The following is a 21,808-nucleotide window of genomic DNA, read 5'->3' as shown; positions in this document are numbered from 1 at the left end:
ACCCATGAAACGGGGGTTAGGTCTATTAGGCATGGTGGTGTTGGGGGCCCTGGCCTTGGCCCAGGCCCCGGCCCCGTTGACCCCGGCGGAGAAGGAGCAGGCCGGGCAGATCTACTTTGACCGTTGCGCCGGGTGCCACGGGGTCTTGCGCAAGGGGGCCACGGGCCCGGCTTTGGATGTCAAGAAGATGACAGAGCGGGGGCTTGAGTACTTAAAGGCGGTCATCTTCGGCGGGCTCCCCGGGGGCATGCCCGACTGGGGGCGGCAGGGCATCCTGAGCGAAAAGGACACCGAGCTCATGGCCCGCTTCCTCCTGGAGGAACCCCCCGCCCCTCCCATCCCCTCCTACGAGGAGATCCGCAAGACCTGGAAGGTGCATGTGCCCCCGGAGAAGCGGCCCAAGAAGCCCGAGCACAACCGCAACTGGCAGAACTTCTTCGGCCAGGTTCTCCGGGACATGGGCCAGGTGGCCATCATCGACGGGGACAAGAAGGAACTGGTGACCATCGTGCCCACGGGCTTCGCCACCCACATCCTGCGCTCCAGTGCCACCGGGCGCTACTTCATGGCCATCGGCCGGGACGGGAAGGCGAGCCTCATAGACCTCTGGATGAACCCGCCCCAGGTGGTGGCGGAGTCCAAGCCCTGCGTGGACGCCCGCTCCATTGAGTCCAGCAAGTTCAAGGGGTTTGAGGACAAGTACGCGGTGGTGGGCTGTTACTGGCCCCCCACCATGGTGATCCTGGACGGGGAGACCCTGGAGCCCCTCAAGATGGTCTCCACCATGTCCTACACCAAGGGGGCGGGGGAGTTCGTGCAGGAGGCGCGGGTGGCCGCCATCGTGGCCAGCCAGTTCAACCCCGAGTGGATCGTGAACCTGAAGGAGTCGGGCCAGACCTGGCTGGTGGATTACTCCCAGCTTTCCAAGCAGGGCCGGCCCCTCCCCATCACCATGATCGACACGGAGCGCTTCCTCCACGACGGGGGCTGGGCCTTGAAGCGCTACTTCATCGTGGCGGCCAACGCGGTGAACAAGCTGATCGTCATAGACACCAAGACCCGGTCCTTCCTGGCCGAGGTGGAGGCGGGGGTGCGGCCCCACCCGGGCCGGGGGTCCAACTGGACCCACCCCACCTACGGGCCGGTCTGGGCCACGGGGAACATCGGTAGCCCCGAGGTGACGGTGGTGGGCGTGGACCCGGAGAAGTACCCGCAGTACGCCTGGAAGGTGGTGAAAAGGATCCAGCTTCCCTACACCGGCAACCTCTTCATCAAGACCCACCCCAACAGCCCCTGGGTCCTCGTGGACTTCCCCATGAGCCCGAGCCCCCAGGCTGCCGCCAGCCTCTGCGCCATTGACAAGCGGAAGCTGGAGATCGCCAAGTGCTGGGAGGTGCCGGGAGCCCAGGAGCTCAAGGCCCGCATGGTCCACCCCGAGTTCAACAAGGGGGGCACCGAGGTCTGGGTCTCCGCCTGGGGGAGCAAGGACACCCCCACCTTCATCGTGATCTACGATGCCCTCACCCTGAAGGAAAAGGCCCGGATCACCGGGGACTGGGTGCGTACCCCCACGGGCAAGTTCAACGTCTACAACACCGCCTACGATATCTACTGACTTTAGGGGCGGGGAAGGGCTTTATACCACCCCATGCTGGCTTGCGCCAGCATGGGGGCCCCGGTAGAAGGTTCCAGCGGAAATTTTCGGTATAGGTCCTTCCCCGCCTTGACCCCGGTCATGGACGGCACGCTTTCTTCCCCGGAGGATGGCCTCATGGAGCGCCCCGACTTTGCCCAGTACCCCTACCTGGTGGCCTGGGAGGTGACCAACGCCTGCCTCCTCGCCTGCCGCCACTGCCGGGCCTCGGCCATGCCCCATCCCTTGCCGGGGGAGCTTTCCACCGAGGAGGGCTTGAGGCTCATCGAGGAGGTGGCCACCTACCGGCCCAAGCCCCTCCTCCTCCTCACCGGGGGGGACCCCTTGGCCCGGGCGGACCTCTTCGCCCTCATTCGGAGGGCCCAGGACCTGGGCCTCAAGGTGGGCCTCACCCCGGCGGCCACGCCCCTCTTAAGCCGGGAGATGGTCTTCCGCCTGCAGGAGGCCGGGGTCACCCGGCTCGCCCTCTCCCTGGACGGGGCGAGCGCCGAGACCCACGACGCCTTCCGCGGGGAGGCGGGGACGTTTAAGAGGACCCTCGAAGCCCTGGAGTGGGCCAAGGAGGCGGGGCTTCCCACCCAGGTGAACACCACCGTCACCCGGGAGAACTGGCCAGAGATCCGGGCCCTCCCCGACCTCCTGGCGGAAAAGGGGGTGGTCCTTTGGAGCCTCTTCTTCCTGGTGCCGGTGGGCCGGGGGGCGCTTTTGAAGCAGCTTTCCGCCAAGGCCTTTGAGGAGGTCCTCCACTGGCTCTACGAGATTTCCAAGACGTATCCCTTCCACGTGAAGACCACGGAGGCCCACCACTTCCGCCGGGTGGTCCTGCAAAGGCGCAAGGCGGAGGGTGGGGGAGACCGGGCCCTGGCCGCGGGGGAGAGCCTCCACCGGGAGTACTTCCAAGACGGCATGGAGCACTCCCGGCTCGGGGTCACCGACGGCAACGGCTTCGTCTTCGTGTCCGCCACCGGGGATGTGGCCCCCTCGGGGTTTTTGCCGGTATATGCCGGAAACGTGCGCGAGAAGCCCCTCCTGGAGATTTACCGGAATAGTTCCCTCTTCCGGGAGCTCCGGGACAAGGACCGCCTCAAGGGGAAGTGCGGGGTGTGCGAGTACCGCTACGTGTGCGGGGGAAGTCGGGCTAGGGCTTGGGCGGAGACGGGGGACTACCTGCAAAGCGAGCCCCGGTGCGCCTACGTGCCCCCGGTCTGGTTGGAAAGGGTGGGCAGGCACCCTTCCCCTTCCGCCTAGGGTTCCCCCTTTTCTTGCGGCCTGAAGTAGGCCCGGCTTACACCACCCCGTGCTGGTTCGAGCCAGCATGGGGTGGTATCACTTCCTCCCCGCGGGGGCGTGGTCCGGACAGGCGAGGCGGAGGTCCAAAGGCGCCAGGGGGATCTGGAGGAGGGCGCAGAAGAACCCTTCTTCCCGCCTCAGGTGGCGGCAGGTGAGGCAGAGGCCGGTCTCGGCCATCACCCCTCGGCGCACCAGGTGAGCGAGGAGGGCCATCAGGCCCAGGAAGAGCGCTTCCTTGTCCTCCACCTCCTCCAGGGCCTCCCGGAGGGGTTGGGCGTAGCCCTTTAGGGCCTCGGCCAAGGCCCGGCCTTCTTCCGTGGGCCTAAGGCGCCAGCGCCGCCTGTCCTTCTCTTCCCTTTCCCTCCGGAGGAGCCCTTTGCGCTCCAGGGCGGTGAGGGCCTCGCTCACCGTGGCCGGGGTGAGGGCAGTGAGGGCGGCCAGGTCCACCACCCCTTGGGGCCTTTCCGCCAAATGGAGGAGAAGGTGCGCCTGGGTGGCGGTGAGGCCCAGGCGGTGGGCTTCCCGGGTGAGGAGGGCCCTTTCCGCCTGGGCCAGGCGTTCCAGGAGGGCGAGGAACTTTTCCTCCACCCCTACAGCTTAGGGCCTGAAGGCGCTGAAGACGTAATCGGTGTTTGCCACCCCTTGGTGGCAGGCGTGGCAGGCCTTGGGGTCTATGGCGAGGGGCTTCTTGTCGGGGCCGAAGGCGTAGTAGCCCCAGCCGCCCGTCTCCCGGTAGCGCTCCGGGTCCTTGACCATGACCCCGATGAGCTTCCTTGGGCCCTCCACGAGGGCGTTCCCCTCCACTTTGGCCTCGAGGAGGTCAAAGACGATGACCGTGCCCTTGGGGAAGGGGGCCTTCTTGCCCTCCAGATAGGTCTTGAGCCCCACCTGGTTCACGTAGATGTGGTGGAGCCCCCCGAAGCTCTCGTAGAGGGGATGGCCGGGCTTGAGCTCCATGGTCTTCACGTGGGGCCAGAGCCGGTACCCCTCGGGGTAGGGGAGGCCCGTTTCCCCGTACTGCCCCAAGGCCATGAGGGCCAACACGGCCAACCAAGCTCCATAACACCTCATTCTCCACCTCCTTAGGACTCCTAAATAATACCTCCCCACCCTTCTCCCGTCAACCCCGGAAAGGGATACCCTTTTTTCCTGCCCCCATCGGCTCCGGAAACCCCCACCGAGCCTTTTTCCCGGGACCCCCATGCCGGCGCAAGCCAGCATGGGGTGGTAGGGGTGGCCCATCCCGCCTAAGGGGTAGGATGGGGGGGATGGGCGAGGAGATGGCCACCTTGGCGGGTGGGTGCTTCTGGTGCACGGAGGCGGCTTTTAAGCTCCTCCCGGGCGTCTTGGAGGTGGTCCCGGGCTACGCTGGGGGGCACGTGCCCCAGCCCACCTACGAGGAGGTTTGCACCGGGACCACGGGCCACCGGGAGGCGGTGCAGGTGCGCTTTGGCCCCGGGGTCCTCCCCTACGCCGACCTCCTCCGCTACTTCTTCGCCGTCCACGACCCCACGAGCGGGGACCGGCAGGGGCCCGACGTGGGCCCCCAGTACAGCCCCGCCATCTTCTACCACACGGAAGAGCAAAAGCAGGTGGCGGAGGCGGTGATGCGGGAGCTCGCCCCCCTCTACCCGAGGCCCATCGCCACCCAGCTTCTCCCCCTCACCACCTTCTACCCCGCCGAGGACTACCACCGGGACTACTTCGCCCGCCACCCCGAGGCCCCCTACTGCCGCCTCGTCATCGCCCCCAAGCTGGCGAAGGCCAGAAAAGCCCTCAAGGCCCTTCTCGGTCCTTAAGGCCCTCCAGGATGGCCAAAAGGGCCTGGGCGTTGTTGTAGCGGGCTTCCTTGGCCCCGAAGAGGAGGGTCACCGTGCCCTTCTCCCCCAGGGCCTTAAGCCGCGCCAAGGCGGGGTTTCCCCGGAGCTCTTCCCGGTAGCGGCGGACGAACTCCGGGTACTTTTCGGGTTCGTGGCCGAACCAGCGCCTCAGGGCGTCCGAGGGGGCAAGCTCCCTGGCCCACCAGTCCACCCGGGCCTTCTCCTTGGCAAGCCCCCGGGGCCAGAGCCGGTCCAGCAAGACCCTCACGCCGTCCTCGGGGGAGGGGGGGTCGTAGACGCGCTTGACCTGGAAAGGCATGGCCAGGCTTCCCTCAAAACCAGTCGGCTTCCGGCAGGACGCACTCCGGGCACTGGGCCTCTACAAAGCGGAGCCACTCCAGGATCTCTTCCTCGTCCCGTACGGGGCCCAGGTGGTAGACCTCGAGGAAGGCGTCCGCCACCAGGGCGCCCTCCTGGGGGATGGCCTCGAGGAGGGCCCCATCCGGGTCCAGGAGGAGGGGAAGGGGGCTAGGCCCTTGGGCCCGGGCCAGGAGGTAGGCCTGGGCCCCAAGGGCCTTGAGCTCCGCTTCCCGCGCCGCGAGGCCTTGGGCCAGGGCCTCGTCCCTGAGGAGGACAAGGGGCCTCCCCTTGAGGTCGGGGAGGTAAACCCTGCCCCCCTCCGGGGTCTTAAGGGCGTAGGGAGGGAGGGGTTTCCGCAGGCGGACCATGCTTCACCCTAGGCGGCTTGCCGCCTAGGCGTCAACGGACGGCCTCACCTTCTCGCATCTTGGGAGGGGCATGGAGTCATACCACCCCATGCTGGCACAAGCCAGCATGGGGGCCCCGGTAAAGGGCTCCGGCAGGGATCTCCGGCGGCAGGGAAACGGACGAAGCCGAAAAAAGGGCATCACACCCGCTTCACCACCAGACCCTCGGCTTCCGCCGCCCTCGCCTGTTCCTCGTCTGCCGTCCAGAAGGGTAGCTCCCAAGGTTCTACCCCTCCCACCCGGGCCACCACCAAGGCCGTGGCCAGGTGCAAGGCGTCGTAGGCCCGGAGCTTGTGGCGCAGGAGGAGGCGCTTGGCCTCCCGGAGAACGGGGGGCTTGGGAGGCACCAGGCGGTACTGCAGGGCGGCGTGGGCCTCCAGGGCTTCTACGGCCAAGCGCACCCCCTCCGGGGTAAGAACGCCTTGCCGCTCCTTGATGCGGAAGGCGGACACTGCCTCCACCACGGCCAGGGAGCTGGTGAGCACCGCCCTAACCTGCGTGAAGAGGGTCCTCACCTCCTCCGCTCCCGGCTCCTCCGGGTCGTAGCGCTTCACCAGGGCGGAGGTGTCCAGGTAGGGGAGGATCACCGCCCCTCCCGGTCCGCCAAGACCGCCCCGGAGAGGCCGAGCCTGCGCCCGGCCACCCGCTCCAGGTAGCGGCGGTAGGCCTCCTCCATCCGGGCCGGGGTCACGGCCCGCTCAGGGACCTCCAAGAGCCCCTCCTCCGCCAGGGCCAGAAGCAGGGGGGCCTCCTCCTCCGGGAGGAGGTCCAAGGCCAGGCGGAGGATCTCCGCCTCGGTGCGCCCCGTGGCCCGGGCCAGGCGTTTCAGCTTGGCCTCCTCCTCGGGGGTGAGGTAGACCTGCTTGCGCAGCATACAGCGCAATTATACATCACTTCGGCGAGTCCCCCAGGTGTGCCGGTCCCTTGCCTTACCCCTTGACCCCGGTCATGGACCGCGCCCGGCCCCGCCCTCACCCTGGGAGGTGGAGGTGAAGGATGCCGCACGTGATCTGCGAGCCCTGCATCGGCGTGAAGGACCGGAGTTGCCAGGAGGTCTGCCCGGTGGAGTGCATCTACGACGCCGGGGAGCAGCTTTACATCCACCCCGACGAGTGCATTGACTGCGGGGCCTGCGTGCCCGCCTGCCCGGTGAACGCCATCTTCCCCGAGGAGGACGTCCCCGAGGAGTGGAGGGTCTACATAGAGAAAAACCGCACCTGGGCCCAGACCCTGCCCAACGTGCACGTGCTGGAACCCCAAGGCTAGAGCCCCGGCGGTTGCAAGACCCAGTAGGTCTCTGCGGGGCCCTGGCAGACCCCTCGGAAGGCGCAGGCCCGGCAACCCACGCCGCAGGGAAGAGGCCGGGCGTAGCCCCGCCACCAGAGCTGCTCCAGGAGCAACTCGGCGCCCGCTTGGGTAAGGCCCAGAGCTTGGGCCAGTTGCCCGGGCGTGGTGGGGGTTCTCAGGAGATCCAGGGCCTTCTCTACCATACGCGGTTGGCGGCGAGGGCCAGGAGGTAGGCCAGAAGAAGCTGGTAGCCCACGGAAAGGGCGGCCACCCGCCCTCCCACCACCTGCCTGAGCGCGGCCAGGGTGGCCACGCAGGGCGTGTAGAGGAGGACGAAGACCAGGTAGGCCAAGGCGCCCGCCGGGGCCACCGCCTTTTCCAAAGCCGCCTGCAGGGGGGTGGGTTCGTGGGCCAGGGTGAGGCTAAATGGGGCAAAGAGGGCGATAAGGCCCTGCAGCGTGCCCCACACCGCCTGCCCCAGCCCTTCCCCTAGGCTTCTCAGGCCCTCCAGGAGGCCCAAGGGGGCGAGGGCCTCCCCGCCCAGGAAGCTCACCCCCAGGGCCCCCACCACCACCTCCTTGGCCACAAACCCGGGGATGAGGGCCCCCACCAGGCGCCAGTCCTCCAGCCCGAGGGGCCGGAAGAGGGGGGTGAGGGCCTGGGCGATGAGGGCGTAGGGGCTCTGCCCCAGGAGGGGGACGTGCAGGAGGGTCCAGATGAGGAGGACCGCCAGCAGGATGGGGCCTCCCGCCCCCCGGACGAAGCTTTCCGTGCGCATGAGGGAGAGGCGGAGGAGCAACCGGAGGGGGGGGAAGCGGTAGGGGGGAAGCTCCATGGCCCCCTCCCCTCGCCCGGCCCGCAGGAGCCTGCCCAGGAGGAGGGCGGTGAAAAGGCCCACCAAGAGGCCCAGGAGGTAAAGGCCGAAGACCACCAGGGGGGCTTCCCGGGGGAAGAAGGCGAAGGCGAAGAGGGTGAAGACGGGAAGCCTGGCCCCGCAGGCCAGGAAGGGGATGGCCAGGGCCACCCGCAGGCGGTCCAGGGGGTGGGAGAGGGCGCGGGTGGCGTAGACGGCGGGCACGTTGCAACCAAAGCCCAAGACGAGGGGGATAAAGGCCTTGCCGGGAAGCCCCGCCCACTGCATGAGGCGGTCGGCCACGAAGGCCATGCGGGCTAGGAAGCCGGAGGTCTCCAGAAAGGCCAGGGCCAGGTAGAGGAGGAAAAGGACCGGGGTAAAGGAGAGGACCGTTCCCACCCCGGCCACGATCCCCTCCGCCAGAAAGGAGCGCAGGAGGGCGGGGAGGGGAAGGGCCTCGGCCCACCCCGCGAGGACCTCCTGCCCCCGGCCGATGAAGTCCACCCAGGGGGCGGAGAGGGCGAAGGTGAACCGGAAGGAGAGGAAGAGGGCCAGGAGGAAAAGAGGGAGGCCCAAAAGGGGGTGGAGGACCAAGCGGTCCAGCCTCTCCGTGAGGGAGGAGGGGGTGCCCTGGCGCCGTACGGCCTTTTCGTAAAGCTCCTTGGCCTTTTGGTACCGCCCCTCGAGGGCCAGGAGGTAGGGGTCGTGGCCTTCCCGGAGGAGGGCTTCCCGCTCCCGCTGGACGGCCTCCCTGGCTTCCCTAGGCATGGGGACGTCTTCCCCCAGGAGGGCGGCCAGGGCCAGGCCCCGGTTGGGGAGGAGGGGCCGAAGCCGGCCCAGCGCCTCCTCCAGGGGGGCGGGGTAGCGGACGGGGGGGTCGGGCACGCGGGCCTGGAGGGCCTTTTCCAGCACCCCCGCCACCAGGCCCCTCGAGGCCACCGCGCCCGCCACGGGAAGGCCCAGGGCCTCCTCCAAGGCCTCCAGGTCCACCCTCAGCCCCTTGGCCTCCGCCTCGTCCAGGAGGTTCACGATGAGGGCCATGGGGAGGCCCAGCTCCATCAGCTCCAGGGTGAGGACCAGGTTTCTTTCCAGGTTGCCCGCGTCTAGGACGTTTAGCACCCGGTCCGGAGGGTTCTCCAGGAGCTCCTTCAAGACCACGGCCTCCTCGGGGGAGGTGGGGAGGAGGGAGTAGGCGCCCGGCAGGTCCACGAGCTCCACCCGGCCTTCTCCCAGGAAGAGGTGGGCAAAGAGGCGCTCCAGGGTGGTTCCGGGCCAGTTGCCCACCTCGAGGTCCGCCCCCGCCAAGGCGTTGACCAGGGAGGACTTGCCGGTGTTGGGGTTGCCCACCAGGACCCAGCGCTCCTCCCCTCGGAGGACACCTTGAGCCGGGCCGCAACGGGGGCAACTCATGCCTCCTCCAAGACCTCCACCAGCACCTTCCCTGCCTCCTCCCGGCGCACGAGGAGGAAGGCTTCCCCCGCCCGCACCTCCAGGGGGTCGCCTAAGGGGGCTTTCAGAAGCACCTCCACCAAGGCCCCTGGCCTGAGGCCTAAGGCGAGAAGCCTGCGGTGCTCCGGAGGCACGTTCAAGACCCGGGCGCGGCGGCCAGGGGACAGATGAGCCAGGGAACGCATGGCAGACCTCCTAAGCCGAAGCTACGGGGCGGCGCTAAAAATGTCAAGTAATTCGCTCGGATTTATTGAGTTAGAAGCGATAATCGTTCTCATCGGATGACCTCCGCCAAGGCCTGGGGGTCGGGAATCTCTACCCGCCGTCCGGAGAGCCGGATGAGCCCCCGGCGGTAGAGCTCCCCCAGGTTGCGGGACACCGCTTCCGGCACCGTGCCCAAGAGGGCCGCAAGCTCCGGGTTGGTGGGCAGGCGGAAGCCTTGCCCTTCCTCGGCCAGCCTTTCCAGCAGGAACTCGCAAAGCCTCTCCCGCACCTCGTGGAAGACCAGGCGGTCCAGGAGGTGCAGGAGGTGGCCCTGGCGGCGGGCCAGGTAGCGGATCAGGGCCCGGGCCAGGGGGGGGCGGGCGTCCAGAAGCTGGAAGAAGCGCTCCTTGGGGATGGCCAGCACCTCGCTTTCCTCCAGGGCCTCGGCGCTCGCCGGGTAGGTGGGGCGGTCCAGGAAGAGGGCCACCTCGGCCAGGACCCGGCCCGGGCCCTCCACGTGCAGGGTGAGCTGCTTTCGCCCCTCGGGGTCCAGCTTGTAGACCTTGACGAGCCCCCTTTGCACCACGAAGAGGGCCCGCACGGGCTCCCCCTCCAAGAAGAGGAGGTCCCCCTTCTTCAGGCGTAAGACCCGGGCCTCCCCCTCCAGGGCCTTCACGTCCTCCAAGGGCAGCTCGCGGAACAGGGCCACCTGGGCGAGCTCCATGCCTCACTCCTTTAGGGCCGAAAGCCGCTTTCTGGCCTCCTCCAGAAGGGGCTCCAGGCGCAGGGCCCGGGCGTAGGCTTCCTTGGCCACCTCCTTGTAGCCTAGCGCCTCCGCCAGCTCCCCCAGGCGCAAAAGCCCGGAGAGGGCCCTCTCCTGCAGGTAGGCCCTTTCCACCTCCGCCCACTCCCCGTAGGGGTCGTCCCCGAAGAGGGGGCCCTTGTAAAGCTCCAGGGCCTGGCGCAGGGTCTTGAAGGCGGAAAGCCCCTCCTCCAGGTCCGCCTTGCGCATGAGCTCTTCAAAGCGCTCAAAGTCCAGGAAACGCTTTTCCGGCAAGCGCAGGCGGTAGTACTCCCCTTCCCGCTCCACCACGCCGGGTATGGCCTTGCGCAGGTGGTAGACCAGGGCGTAAAGCTCCTGCCGGGCCTTTTCCGGGGGGAAATCGGGGAAGAAGGTCTCCAGAAGCTCGTCCGCATAGAGGGCCCGGTCCTTGTTGGCCAGGAGGAACTTGAAGAGGCGGTAGGCCCCGCTTCGGCCAAAGCTCTTCGGGGAGAGCTCCTCCCCCCGGTAGCGCACCCGGAAGCCCCCCAGGGCGTAGACCTCCAGCTCGGGGGGCGCCTCCTTGGCCGCGGTGAAGAGCAGGGGGGTGGCCAGGCGGGCGAGCCACAAGGCGGGGGCGGCGGGGCCGGTGGGGGGCTTGGGGGGGCGGGCGTGGAACAGGGTGCCCACCGCCACCACCTCCCCGCCCGCCCAGAAGGGGAGGCAGGTTCTGGGCCTGCCCTCGGCCTCGGGGCAAGGGGGAAGGCCGTTTTTAAACCCCACCACCTCCCCCCGCCAGGCGGGGCAGTCCTGCATGGCGCAGGGGGGAACCAGGCCCATCTCCAGCCGCTCCCCGGAGCGTCCCACCACCCGGACCCCGGTGGCCTCCGTGAGGTGCCGGAGTTGGCGCAGGAAGGCGTGCCGGGCCTCGGAGACCTCCCCCCGTTGCAGGTGCGCCCCCAGGGCGAAAAGCCCCACCTCCCCCAGGCGGGTGAGGAGGGTGTAGAGGGTGCTGGCGAAGAGGGGGCCGATGCGGGAGAGGGCCTCGAGGACCTCCTCGTGGTCCGCCTGGGGGTTGCGGGAGGCCAGGTTCAGGACCCCGATGAGGCCTTGGGGAAGCTCTAGGGGAACGCAGATGTAGGTTTGGTAGCCCAGCTGCTTCACCTTCTGCCGCAGGTAGCGGGGGTCTTCCCGGAGGGTGTGGGTGACGAGGGGTTCGCGCCTCAGGGCCACGATGCCCGGGTAGCCTTCCCCCAGCTGGAACCAGGGCCTTTCCAGGAAAGCCTCCCGGTGCAGGCCCTCGTAGGCGGTGAGGATCAGGTGATGGCCCTCGGGGTCCGCCAGGAAGAGCTCTGCGGCCTCCATGGCCAGGGTCTGGCGCAGGGTCTTGAGGAAGCCCTCCAGGGCCTGGGGAAACCCCTCGGGGTGGCGGAGGAGGTGCTGGGTCAGGCGGGAGAGCTCCAGGAGGAGGTCCGGGGGTTCGGCCCGCTCGGGGTAAAGCTCCACCAGAAAGCCCTCCCCCTCCCGGTAGCCCTGGCACCGGAGGCGCCTCCCCTTGAGGAGGAGGGGGGTGCTGGCCCGGTAGGCGCCCCGCCTTAGCTCCCGCTGGACCGGGCAACGGGCGCAGAGGGGGCGGCCAAAGGGGTCCTGCCCCTGGACGAGGGCGGCGCAGGGGAGGTTTGTCCCTTCCAGCCCCAAGGACGGGTCGGCCTCCAGGACGGTCGCCCGTCCCTCCCGGTCTAGGCGCACACGGGCCAAGGGCCTCATCGCTTCCCAGGGTAGGCCCATCTCCTAGGACAGATGTCCCGGTGGGGGAAAGTGGCCGCCAGGGCGTCCCCCAAAACTGGGAGCCGGAGGTGAGGATGAAGGGTGCAAGGCTTATTCCCCTAGCCCTGGTCCTGGGGCTGGCCCTGGCCCTGGCCCAGGACGGGAAGGCCCTTTACGGCCAGTACTGCGCCAGTTGCCACGGGGCAGAGGGCCAAGGCATTCCCGGGGCCATTCCGCCCCTGGCGGGGAACCCCCGGGTCCAGGATGAGGCCCACGTGGTGAAGGTGGTGCGGGAAGGGCTCTCCGGGCCCCTGGAGGTGGGAGGGGTGACCTATAACGGCGTCATGCCCCCCATGCCCCAGGTCTCCGAGGCCCAGGCCAGGGCCATCGCCCAGTACCTGAAGGGGTTGGGCGGTGCCCCGGCCGAGGCGGCGGCCCCGGCGCCCCAGGTCCAGGGGGACCCCGCCTTGGGACGGGCCCTCTACCTGGGGCAGAAGGCCCTCCAGAACGGCGGGGCCCCCTGCCAGGCCTGCCACACCGTGACCGGCGTGGGCTTCTTCGGGGGGGGGTCTATGGGCAAGGACCTGACCGATGCCGCCAAGCGCTTGGGGGGCGAGGCGGGCCTCGCCGCCCTCCTGGAGAACCCCGCCTTCCCCGTGATGCGGGGGGCCTACGAGGGAAAGCCCCTGACCAAGGAGGAAGCCGCGGCCCTGGCCGCCTTTTTGGTGCAGGTTTCCCAGGAGGCCCCGAGGCCTTCTTCCCTCTACCTGGGGCGCTTCCTGGTGGCGGGGTTCGTGATTTTGGCGCTCCTTCTCCTCTACCAGGCCATCCTTTGGCAGCTTCGGCCGAAAAGCCTGGCGGAAAGGATCCGCGCCCAGCTTAGGAGGTGAACATGAGGGACTGGATCAAGGAGATAGAAAGCCCGGCGGAGCGGAAGTGGGAGGAGTTCTACCGCAACCGCTTCCAGCACGACAAGCGCGTGCGCACCACCCACGGGGTGAACTGCACGGGGTCTTGCTCCTGGGAGGTCTTCGTCAAGGACGGGATCGTGACCTGGGAGCTTCAGGCCACGGACTACCCGAGCCTCGAGGCGGGCCTTCCCCCCTACGAGCCCAGGGGATGCCAGCGGGGCATCAGCTTCAGCTGGTACCTCTACAGCCCCATCCGGGTGAAGTACCCCTACGCCAAGGGGGCCCTCCTGGACCTCTGGCGCGAGGCCAAGAAGGCCCACGGGGATCCCGTGGCCGCCTGGGAGGCCATCCAGAGCGACCCCCACAAGCGCAAGCGCTACCAGAAGGCCCGGGGCAAGGGGGGGTTTAGGCGGGCCAGTTGGGAGGAGGTCCTGGAGCTCATCGCCGCGGCGGTGGTCTCCACGGTGAAGCGCTACGGGCCCGACCGGGTCATCGGCTTCTCCCCCATCCCCGCCATGAGCCAGATCTCCTACGCGGCGGGAAGCCGCTTCCTCTCCCTTCTGGGCGGGGTGCCCATGAGCTTCTACGACTGGTACTGCGACCTGCCCAACGCCTCGCCGGAGATCTGGGGGGAGCAGACCGACGTCCACGAGTCCGCCGACTGGTACAACGCCCGCTTCATCGCCGTCATGGGCTCCAACCTCAACATGACCCGGACCCCCGACACCCACTTCATCTCCGAGGTGCGGCATGCGGGGGCCAAGCTCACCGTCTTCAGCCCCGACTTCTCCCAGGTTTCCAAGTACGCCGACTGGTGGATCCCCATCAACCCTGGCCAGGACGGGGCCTTCTGGATGGCGGTGAACCACGTCCTCCTGAAGGAGTACTACGCGGAGCGGGAGGTGCCCTACTTCCAGGACTACCTGAAGCGCTACACGGACAGCCCCTTCCTGGTGGAGATCAAGGACGGCCGCCCGGGGCGCTACCTGAGGGCGAACCGCCTCGCCGAGTACGCGGAGGAGGAGAACGGGGACTTCAAGTTCCTCCTCTTTGACGAGGCCAAGGGCCCCAGGATGCCCATGGGGACCTTGGGCTTCCGCTGGCAGAAGGAGAAGGGGAAGTGGAACCTGAAGCTGGAGGACCCCAGAACCGGGGAGCCCCTAAACCCCCGCCTGAGCCTCCTCGGGGTGGAGGACGAGGTGGCCTTGGTGGAGTTTGACGACTTCGCCTCGGACCGCAGGCTCCGTCGGGGGGTGCCGGTCAAGTACCTCACCACCAAGGACGGGGAAAGGGTGGCGGTGGCCACGGTCTTTGACCTCCTCATGGCCCAGTTCGGGGTGGGCCGGGGCCTCCCGGGGGACTACCCCGCCTCCTACGAGGACGACCTCCCCTACACCCCGGCCTGGCAGGAGAAGTGGACGGGGATCCACCGGGAGACCCTTCTCCAGTACGCCCGGGCCTGGGCGGAAAACGGCCTCAAGACCAAGGGGAAGAACCTCATCATCATCGGGGCCGGCATCAACCACTGGTACCACAACAACCTCATGTACCGGGCGGGGATCGTGGCCCTCATGCTCACGGGGAGCGTGGGGGTGAACGGGGGCGGCCTCGCCCACTACGTGGGCCAGGAGAAGCTGGCCAACCAGGCCTCCTGGGGGCCCATCGCCTTCGCCACCGACTGGGGTTACCCGCCCAGGCAGCAGAACACCCCGAGCTTCCACTACGTCCACTCCGACCAGTGGCGCTACGAGCGGGGCTTCGCCGCCTACGATAAGACGGCCCAGGGGCTTTCCGACCACACCATAGACCACCAGGTGCGGGCGGTGCGCAAGGGGTGGCTTCCCTTCTTCCCCCAGTTCAACAAGAGCCCCCTGGAGGTGGTGGCCGAGGCCGAGGCCAAGGGGGCCAAGACCGAGGCCGAGATCGTCCAGTACGTGGTGGAGGCCCTGAAGCGGGGGGAGCTCCGGTTCGCGGTGGAGGACCCCGATGCCCCCGAGAACTGGCCCAGGGTCTGGTTCATCTGGCGGGGGAACGCCATCGGCACCAGCGCCAAGGGGCACGAGTACTTCCTCAAGCACTACCTGGGAACCCACACCAACACCGTGGCCGAGGAGGTGGCCGAGGGGCACGTGACGGAGGTGGTCTACAGGAAGCCCGCCCCCGAGGGGAAGCTGGATTTGGTGGTGGATCTCAACTTCCGCATGGACACCAGCGCCCTCTACTCGGACATCGTCCTCCCCGCCGCCACCTGGTACGAGAAGGACGACCTGAACACCACCGACCTCCACACCTTCATCAACCCCCTGCAGGCGGCCGTGCCCCCCGCCTGGGAGTCCAAGCCCGACTGGGAGATCTACAAGGCCATCGCCAAGAAGGTCTCCGAGCTCGCCCGGGTCCACCTGCCTAGGCCCGTGAAGGACCTGGTCATGATCCCCCTGCAGCACGACACCCCAGACGAGCTGGCCCAGCCGGAGGACCGGGACTGGAAGCGGGGCGAGGTGGAGGCCATCCCCGGCAAGACCATGCCCAAGTTCCGGGTGGTGGAGCGGGACTACACCAAGCTCTACGAGAAGATGGTCACCCTGGGCCCCGGGGTGGAGAGAAACGGCGTGGGGATGCACGGGCTCACCATCCCGGCGGAGGACTTCTACCGGGAGCTCGCCGAGCGCCAGCCCCGCCTCCACGAGGGGGAGAAGCGGCCCTCCCTGGAGGAGGCCCGCCAGGTGGCCGAGGCCATCCTCTTCCTGGACCCCGTGTCCAACGGGGAACTCGCCTACCGGGCCTTCCTGGACGAGGAGAAGAAGACGGGGGTGAAGCTCACCGACCTCGCCGAGGGCAACCGCCACGTGCGCATCTCCTTCAAGGACCTGGTGGCCCAGCCCCGGCGCCAGCTCACCACCCCCACCTGGAGCGCCATCATCAACCACGGCCGCGCCTACAGCCCCTACACCCTGAACGTGGAGCGCCTCATCCCCTGGCGCACCCTCACGGGGAGGCAGCACTTCTACCTGGACCACCCTAATTACCTGGCCTGGGGCGAGCACCTGCCCACCTACAAGCCCCGCCCCGAGGTCCACATGCTCCAGGAGACGGAAAGGACGGCCAAGGAGGCCCAGGGGAAGCTCATGAACTACATCACTCCCCACGGGAAGTGGTCCATCCACTCCACCTACTCGGAGAACCACCGCATGATGACCCTCTCCCGGGGCGGCTACCCCGTGTGGCTGAACGACAAGGACGCGGCGGAACTGGGCATCCGGGACAACGACTGGGTGGAGCTTTTCAACGACAACGGGGTCTTCGTGCAAAGGGCCATCGTCTCCGCCCGGATCCCTAGGGGGACGGTCTTCGTCTACCACGCCACCGAGCGCACCGTGGGCATCCCCAAGAGCCCCCTTAGGGGCAAGCGGGCGGGGATGAACAACTCCATCACCCGCGCCCGGCTCAAGCCCGTCCTCATGTCGGGCGGCTACGGCCAGTTCACCTACGCCTTCAACTACTGGGGGCCTGTGGGGGTGAACCGGGACACCTGGGTCTATGTGCGCAAGCTGGAGACCCCCCCGGAGTGGTAAGGAGGGAACCCATGAAGGTTAGAGCCCACATGTCCATGCTCTTCCACCTGGACAAGTGCATCGGCTGCCACACGTGCTCCATCGCCTGCAAGAACCTCTGGACCGACCGCAAGGGCGCGGAGTACATGTGGTGGAACAACGTGGAGACCCGCCCCGGGGCCGGTTACCCCACGGGCTGGGAGGACCAGGGGCGCTTTAAGGGCGGCTGGGAGTACAAGGACGGCCACCTGGACCTCCGGCTGCACTCCCGGGCCCAGGGGCTTTCCCGCCTCTTCTTCAACCCCGCCCTGCCCTCCCTGGACGACTACTACGAGCCCTTCACCTTCCGCTACGCCGACCTCTTCACCGCCCCCGAAAGCGAGGACCAGCCCACGGCCATCCCCGTGTCCATGGTGACGGGGGAGCCTATGACCCCGGAGGCGGGCCCCAACTGGGACGACGACCTCTCGGGAAGCCCCCTCTACGCCAAAAACGACCCCAACCTGAAGGCCCTGGACCCCGAGGTGCAGGCCCAGCTTTCGGAGATCGAGGGGGTGGTCTTCCAGTACCTGCCCAGGATCTGCAACCACTGCCTGAACCCCGCCTGCGTGGCCGCCTGCCCCTCGGGGGCCATCTACAAGCGGGCGGAGGACGGGGTGGTGCTGGTCAACGAGAACAAGTGCAAGGCCTGGCGCATGTGCGTGGCCGCCTGCCCCTACAAGAAGGTCTACTACAACTGGGCCACGGGCAAGAGCGAGAAGTGCATCCTCTGCTTCCCCCGCCTGGAGACGGGCCAGGCCCCGGCCTGCGCCCACTCCTGCGTGGGGCGCATCCGCTACATGGGGGTGCTCCTTTACGATGCCGACCGCATTCCCGAGGCGGCCATGGTGCCGGACGAGGAGCTCGTTGAGTCCCAGCTCTCCCTCATCCTGGACCCCTTTGACCCCGAGGTGATCGCCGCCGCCAAGGCCGAGGGGATAGACGAGGGGTGGATCAAGGCCGCCCAGAACTCTCCCATCTACAAGTTCGTGAAGGTCTGGCGGCTGGCCCTGCCCCTCCACCCCGAGTACCGCACCCTGGCCATGATGTTCTACGTCCCGCCCCTCTCCCCGGTGGTGGCCACGGTGGAAAAGGCCTTAAGGGCGAGCCAAGGAAACGGGGGCCTGGTGCGCCTGGACCTTCCGGAGACCGACCTGGACTTTGAGCTCTACGCCAGCCTGGAAAAGGCCCGCATGCCCGTGAAGTACCTGGCCAACCTCTTCGCCGCGGGCAACGAGGCGCACATCGTCCCCGTGCTCAAGAAGATGCTGGCGGTGCGCATCCTGAAGCGGCAGGAGAGCCTCGAGGGCCGCCCCACCGAGAAGGCCCTGAAGGTCCTGGCGGACGCGGGGCTCACCCTGGAGGAGGCCGAGGCCATCTACCGGCTCACCACCCTGCCCACCCTGGAGGAGCGCTTCGTGCTTCCCCCCTACCACCGGGAGATGGCCGCCGAGGTCTGGAAGGACCCCCTGGCCCACAAGGGCGAGGCGGGCCTGGGCTACATCCAGCCCCCCTTGCGGGGCGAGTAGGAGGGCACCATGCCGGGCAACCGCAACCTCCTCGAAACCCTGGCCCTGGCCCTGGACTACCCCATGCCGGGCCGCCTGGAGGAACTCTGGCGGCGCTGGATTGAGTGCCCCAGGGGCCCCGCCAAGCAGAGGCTGGAGCGCTTCTTGCGCCAGGTGGAAGAGCTCTCCTTGGGGGAGTGGGAGGAGCTTTACACCCGCACCCTGGACCTCACCCCCACCACCGCCCCCTACGTGGGCTTCGCGGTGTACGGGGAGAGCTACCAGCGGGGGGAGCTTCTCGCCGCCCTGGTGCGGGCCTTCCGGGAGCTTGGCCTGGACCCCGGGAGCGAACTCCCCGACCACCTGGCCAACGTCCTCCGCTACCTGGCCCGGTGCGAGGCCCCCCTGCCGGAGCTGGTGGAGATCCTGCCCCGGGCCCTCCAGGAGATGCACAAGACCCTCAAGACCCTGGACGCCAAGAACCCCTACCTCCTGGTCCTGGAGGCGGTCCAGGAGGCCCTGCAGGGGGACTTGGCAAGGAGGTGAAGGATGAACTGGAACGCCTTGCTCTTCGCCGTCTTCCCCTACATCGCCCTCACCCTGGCGGTGGCGGTGACCGCCTACCGCATGGTCTATAGGCCCTTCTCCGTCTCGGCCCAGTCCAGCCAGCTTTTGGAGCAAAAGCGCCTCTTCTTCGGCTCCACCGCCATGCACTGGGGTCTGGTGATCGTGCTCCTGGGCCACCTCTTGGCCCTCCTTGTGCCCAAGGGGCTTCTCCTCTGGAACGCCGTGCCCCTCAGGCTTTACCTCCTGGAGATCACCGGGCTTGGCCTCGGGCTTTGGGCCCTCGTGGGCACCTACGTGCTCTTCGCCCGGAGGCTCTCCGTGGCCCGGGTGCGGGCGGCCTCCACCTCCATGGACTATTTGGTGCTGGTGCTCCTCTTCGTCTCGGTCTTAAGCGGGGTGCTGACCGCCCTCTTCTACCGCTACGGGAGCTACTGGTTCCCCGCGGTCATGACCCCTTACCTCTGGTCCGTCCTCACCCTGAACCCCAGGCCCGAACTCCTCCAGGACCTTCCCTTCTGGACCCAGCTCCACGTCTTCAACTTCTGGCTCCTCGTGGCGGTCTTCCCCTTCTCCCGCCTGGTCCACATCATCACCGTGCCCCTGGGCTACCTCTTCAGGCCCTGGCAGATCGTCATCTGGGTGCGCAAGCTTGCGAGGTGAGCCATGGTTCATGACCCCATCCAGCTGGAAAGAGAACGCCCCGACCGCCTCCGGGTGCTCTGGTTCTCCACCCTGGGCTTCACCCTCATGTTCGCGGTGTGGCTCATGTTCGGGGTGCTGGGCGTGCCCATCCGCAAGGAGTTCGGCCTCACCGATGTGCAGCTTTCCTGGCTCTCGGCGGTGGCCATCCTGAACGGTTCCCTGTGGCGGCTTTTTGCCGGGATCCTCACCGACCGCTACGGGGGGCGGCTGGTCTTCACCCTGATGCTCTTCTTCACCGCCCTTCCCGCCTACCTGGTTTCCCGGGCGGGGAGCTACGAGGAGCTCCTCCTCTACGCCTTCCTGGTGGGCTTTGCCGGCAACAGCTTCAGCGTGGGCATCGCCTGGAACTCCGCCTGGTTCCCCAAGGACCAGCAGGGCTTCGCCCTGGGGGTGTTCGGCGCGGGGAACGTGGGGGCCAGCGTGACCAAGTTCATCGGCCCGGCCCTCATCGCCAGCCTCCCGGCCGCGGGCTACCTGGGCGGGCTCATCCCCGGGGGCTGGCGCTTCATCCCCTTCCTCTACGCGGTGCTCCTTTTGCTCATGGGCTTCCTCATGTGGGTGGGCACGCCCCGGGAGGACAAGCGCCCGGGGCAGGGGAGACCCTTCTTGGCGATGCTGCAGCCCCTCCGCCACGTGCGGGTGTGGCGCTTCAGCCTCTACTACGTGGTGGTCTTCGGGGCCTACGTGGCCCTTAGCGCCTGGCTTCCCAAGTACTACGTGGACGTCTTCGGCCTGCCCCTGCACGAGGCGGCCCTGCTCACCGCTCTCTTCATCTTCCCCGCAAGCCTTCTCAGGCCCCTGGGGGGCTACCTCTCCGACCGCTTCGGGGCGCGGCGGGTCATGTACTGGACCTTCGGCATCATCCTCCTGGCCTCGGGGGTACTGATGATGCCCGAAGGGCACATCGTCCTCTACACCAAGCAAGGGGCCAAGGAGGTGATGCAGTTCACCATGGGCGTGGGGCTCTTCACCCTCCTGGTCTTCCTCATCGGCGTGGGGATGGGGATCGGCAAGGCCGCGGTTTACAAGCACATCCCCACCTACTTCCCCAAGGACGTGGGGGCGGTGGGCGGCCTGGTGGGCATGCTGGGGGCCTTGGGGGGCTTCTTCCTTCCCCCCCTCTTCGCCTACGCCCAGGCCTGGACCGGCCTGCCCCAGATGACCTTCTTCGTCCTCTTCCTCCTAACCGCCATCAGCTTCCTCTGGATGCACCTCACCGTCCTCAAGCTTTTGCAGCAGGAGGCCAAGCACCTGAAGGACGACTTTGAGCTGAAAGGGGACCGCCCATGCTAAAGCTTGCCAAGGGCACTTGGATTAGGGATTGGAACCCGGAGGACCCCAAGCGCTGGGATCCGGCCCTGGCCTGGCGCACCCTCTGGATCACCACCTTCAACCTCACCCTGGCCTTCATCACCTGGTTTGTGGTGAGCGCCCTGGTGGTGCGCCTGCCCAAGGTGGGGTTTGAGCTCTCCACCACCCAGCTCTTCTGGCTCACGGCCATGCCGGGGCTGGCCGGGGGCACCCTGCGCATCATCTGGACCTTTTTGCCCCCCGTCGTGGGCACCCGCCACCTGGTCACCTTCTCCACCCTGCTCCTCCTCATTCCCCTTTTGGGCTGGAGCTTTGCCGTGCAGAACCCCGAGACCCCTTACTGGGTCCTCCTGGTCCTGGCCTTTTTGGCGGGCATCGGGGGAGGGAACTTCTCGGGGTTCATGCCCTCCACCAGCTACTTCTTCCCCAAGCGCCTTCAGGGGACGGCCTTGGGCCTGCAGGCGGGGATCGGCAACTTCGGGGTTTCGGTGGTGCAGTTCGTGACCCCCTGGGTCATCGGCTTCGCCCTCTTCGGCTCCCTTCTCGGGGGGCCCCAGACCTTCACCCCGGCGCCTGGGGTTTCCAAACCCATCTGGCTCCAGAACGCCACCTTCCTCTGGGTGCCCTTTGTCCTCTTGGGGGCGCTCCTGGCCTGGGTCTACCTGAGGAGCGTGCCCATCCGGGCCAACTTCCGCGAGCAGTTTGACATCTTCCGCGACAAGCACACCTGGGTGATGACCAGCCTCTACATCATGACCTTCGGCTCCTTCTCCGGGTTCTCGGCCATCTTCCCCCTCCTCATCCGCGAGGTCTACGGGCGGTTTGACGGGGCCCCGGACCCCTTGAGGTACGCCTTCTTGGGGCCCTTGGTGGGCTCTATGGCCCGGATTATTGCGGGGCCCATCTCCGACCGTTTTGGCGGGGCCATCGTCACCCAGGTTTCCGCCATCGGCATCTTCCTCTCCGCCCTTCTGGTCACCCTCTACACCCGGCCGACCTCCTTGGAGCAGTTCCCCATGTTCGTGGTGGCCATGCTCCTGGTCTTCTTCTTCAGCGGGGTGGGGAACGCCAGCACCTTCAAGCAGATGCCCATGATCTTCCCGCCCCGCCAGGCGGGAGGGGTCATCGGCTGGACCGCGGCCATCGCCGCCTACGGGCCCTTCCTCTTCTCCACCCTGGCCGCCTACACCCAGCGGGCCACGGGGGACTTCACCGCCTTCTTCTATGGGCTCATGGTCTTCTACGCCCTCAACCTCTTCCTGAACTGGTACTACTACGCCCGCAAGGGGGCGGAGAAGCCCTGCTAAATACCCTGCCGAGGCTTTCGCCTCGGCGGGGGCCCCAAAGGGAGGTGCCCATGCCCCGGGC

22 protein-coding genes are annotated in these 21,808 nt (G+C 67.8%); 11 read left to right on the top strand and 11 right to left on the bottom strand.

The window, feature by feature from the left end; translation table 11 throughout:
* Positions 1–31 precede the first annotated feature (31 nt).
* Positions 32–1,615: a cytochrome D1 domain-containing protein gene (locus ACYQ0J_RS06945; protein WP_460171438.1), complete on the top strand. Its 1,584-nt coding sequence runs from the start codon at positions 32–34 to the stop codon at positions 1,613–1,615.
* A 156-nt stretch (positions 1,616–1,771) separates the two neighbouring features.
* Entirely contained in the window at positions 1,772–2,902 is a 1,131-nt protein-coding gene (locus tag ACYQ0J_RS06940; RefSeq protein WP_460171437.1) for a TIGR04053 family radical SAM/SPASM domain-containing protein, read from the top strand.
* A gap of 78 nt (positions 2,903–2,980) precedes the next feature.
* On the opposite strand, the gene ACYQ0J_RS06935 is transcribed toward ACYQ0J_RS06940, so the two are convergent.
* Both ACYQ0J_RS06935 and ACYQ0J_RS06930 read right to left on the bottom strand, forming a co-directional pair.
* Complete coding sequence (locus ACYQ0J_RS06935; protein ID WP_460171436.1) at positions 2,981–3,532, bottom strand: MarR family winged helix-turn-helix transcriptional regulator; 552 nt, start codon at positions 3,530–3,532, stop codon at positions 2,981–2,983.
* Positions 3,533–3,541: 9 nt separating this feature from the next.
* Positions 3,542–3,988, bottom strand: a complete 447-nt coding sequence (locus tag ACYQ0J_RS06930) for a cytochrome P460 family protein (protein WP_460171506.1) — start codon at positions 3,986–3,988, stop codon at positions 3,542–3,544.
* A 224-nt stretch (positions 3,989–4,212) separates the two neighbouring features.
* Here ACYQ0J_RS06930 and msrA point away from each other — a divergent pair, with 224 nt between their 5' ends.
* Entirely contained in the window at positions 4,213–4,743 is a 531-nt protein-coding gene (gene msrA / locus ACYQ0J_RS06925; RefSeq protein WP_460171435.1) for a peptide-methionine (S)-S-oxide reductase MsrA, read from the top strand.
* On the opposite strand, the gene ACYQ0J_RS06920 is transcribed toward msrA, so the two are convergent.
* The 4 genes from ACYQ0J_RS06920 to ACYQ0J_RS06905 all read right to left on the bottom strand — a co-directional run bounded on the left by ACYQ0J_RS06920 (position 4,721) and on the right by ACYQ0J_RS06905 (position 6,405).
* Entirely contained in the window at positions 4,721–5,083 is a 363-nt protein-coding gene (locus ACYQ0J_RS06920) for a DUF488 domain-containing protein (RefSeq protein ID WP_460171434.1), read from the bottom strand. The two genes, msrA and ACYQ0J_RS06920, sit on opposite strands and share 23 nt — an antisense overlap.
* Before the next feature lie 13 nt (positions 5,084–5,096).
* The gene (locus ACYQ0J_RS06915; RefSeq protein WP_460171433.1) at positions 5,097–5,492 is read right to left on the bottom strand and encodes a hypothetical protein; all 396 of its coding nucleotides are present in this window, start codon (positions 5,490–5,492) and stop codon (positions 5,097–5,099) included.
* Positions 5,493–5,671: 179 nt separating this feature from the next.
* A complete protein-coding gene (locus ACYQ0J_RS06910; RefSeq protein WP_460171432.1) occupies positions 5,672–6,118 on the bottom strand; it encodes a type II toxin-antitoxin system VapC family toxin in 447 nt (148 codons plus the stop codon).
* The gene (locus tag ACYQ0J_RS06905) at positions 6,115–6,405 is read right to left on the bottom strand and encodes a CopG family transcriptional regulator (protein WP_460171431.1); all 291 of its coding nucleotides are present in this window, start codon (positions 6,403–6,405) and stop codon (positions 6,115–6,117) included. Before ACYQ0J_RS06905 ends, ACYQ0J_RS06910 begins: the two co-directional genes overlap by 4 nt.
* A 122-nt stretch (positions 6,406–6,527) precedes the next feature.
* Between ACYQ0J_RS06905 and ACYQ0J_RS06900 the strand changes: the two genes are divergently transcribed.
* Positions 6,528–6,797: an indolepyruvate ferredoxin oxidoreductase subunit alpha gene (locus tag ACYQ0J_RS06900; protein ID WP_460171430.1), complete on the top strand. Its 270-nt coding sequence runs from the start codon at positions 6,528–6,530 to the stop codon at positions 6,795–6,797.
* Here the strand turns inward: ACYQ0J_RS06900 and ACYQ0J_RS06895 are convergent.
* The 5 genes from ACYQ0J_RS06895 to ACYQ0J_RS06875 all read right to left on the bottom strand — a co-directional run bounded on the left by ACYQ0J_RS06895 (position 6,794) and on the right by ACYQ0J_RS06875 (position 11,851).
* Complete coding sequence (locus tag ACYQ0J_RS06895; protein ID WP_460171429.1) at positions 6,794–7,021, bottom strand: hypothetical protein; 228 nt, start codon at positions 7,019–7,021, stop codon at positions 6,794–6,796. The two genes, ACYQ0J_RS06900 and ACYQ0J_RS06895, sit on opposite strands and share 4 nt — an antisense overlap.
* Entirely contained in the window at positions 7,015–9,081 is a 2,067-nt protein-coding gene (gene feoB, locus ACYQ0J_RS06890; RefSeq protein WP_460171428.1) for a ferrous iron transport protein B, read from the bottom strand. Before feoB ends, ACYQ0J_RS06895 begins: the two co-directional genes overlap by 7 nt.
* Positions 9,078–9,305 (bottom strand): FeoA family protein, encoded by a 228-nt coding sequence (locus tag ACYQ0J_RS06885; protein ID WP_460171427.1) that lies wholly within the window; start codon positions 9,303–9,305, stop codon positions 9,078–9,080. Before ACYQ0J_RS06885 ends, feoB begins: the two co-directional genes overlap by 4 nt.
* A gap of 89 nt (positions 9,306–9,394) precedes the next feature.
* On the bottom strand, positions 9,395–10,048 hold the full coding sequence (locus ACYQ0J_RS06880; protein WP_460171426.1) for a Crp/Fnr family transcriptional regulator: 654 nt from the start codon (positions 10,046–10,048) through the stop codon (positions 9,395–9,397).
* Positions 10,049–10,051: 3 nt separating this feature from the next.
* Entirely contained in the window at positions 10,052–11,851 is a 1,800-nt protein-coding gene (locus ACYQ0J_RS06875) for a GAF domain-containing protein (RefSeq protein WP_460171425.1), read from the bottom strand.
* A gap of 95 nt (positions 11,852–11,946) precedes the next feature.
* On the opposite strand from ACYQ0J_RS06875, the gene ACYQ0J_RS06870 reads away from it, so the two are divergent.
* From ACYQ0J_RS06870 to ACYQ0J_RS06840, 7 genes are read left to right on the top strand one after another with little or no spacing between them, the layout of a single operon-like run.
* Positions 11,947–12,741 carry a c-type cytochrome gene (locus ACYQ0J_RS06870; RefSeq protein WP_460171505.1) on the top strand — a complete coding sequence of 265 codons (795 nt, stop codon included), beginning with the start codon at positions 11,947–11,949 and terminating at the stop codon, positions 12,739–12,741.
* A gap of 2 nt (positions 12,742–12,743) precedes the next feature.
* Positions 12,744–16,334 (top strand): nitrate reductase subunit alpha, encoded by a 3,591-nt coding sequence (locus tag ACYQ0J_RS06865; protein WP_460171424.1) that lies wholly within the window; start codon positions 12,744–12,746, stop codon positions 16,332–16,334.
* Positions 16,335–16,345: 11 nt separating this feature from the next.
* Entirely contained in the window at positions 16,346–17,881 is a 1,536-nt protein-coding gene (narH, locus tag ACYQ0J_RS06860) for a nitrate reductase subunit beta (RefSeq protein WP_460171423.1), read from the top strand.
* A 9-nt stretch (positions 17,882–17,890) separates the two neighbouring features.
* Complete coding sequence (locus tag ACYQ0J_RS06855; protein ID WP_460171422.1) at positions 17,891–18,406, top strand: nitrate reductase molybdenum cofactor assembly chaperone; 516 nt, start codon at positions 17,891–17,893, stop codon at positions 18,404–18,406.
* 3 nt (positions 18,407–18,409) lie between these two features.
* Positions 18,410–19,087, top strand: a complete 678-nt coding sequence (narI, locus tag ACYQ0J_RS06850; protein WP_460171421.1) for a respiratory nitrate reductase subunit gamma — start codon at positions 18,410–18,412, stop codon at positions 19,085–19,087.
* A 3-nt stretch (positions 19,088–19,090) separates the two neighbouring features.
* Positions 19,091–20,422 carry an MFS transporter gene (locus ACYQ0J_RS06845; protein ID WP_460171420.1) on the top strand — a complete coding sequence of 444 codons (1,332 nt, stop codon included), beginning with the start codon at positions 19,091–19,093 and terminating at the stop codon, positions 20,420–20,422.
* Positions 20,416–21,747 (top strand): MFS transporter, encoded by a 1,332-nt coding sequence (locus ACYQ0J_RS06840; RefSeq protein ID WP_460171419.1) that lies wholly within the window; start codon positions 20,416–20,418, stop codon positions 21,745–21,747. The genes ACYQ0J_RS06845 and ACYQ0J_RS06840 overlap by 7 nt, the downstream gene beginning before the upstream one ends.
* Positions 21,748–21,808: the final 61 nt, after the last annotated feature.

The organism is Thermus sp. FJN-A (assembly GCF_054655095.1).
This window is presented reverse-complemented; position numbering and strand designations above follow the sequence as displayed.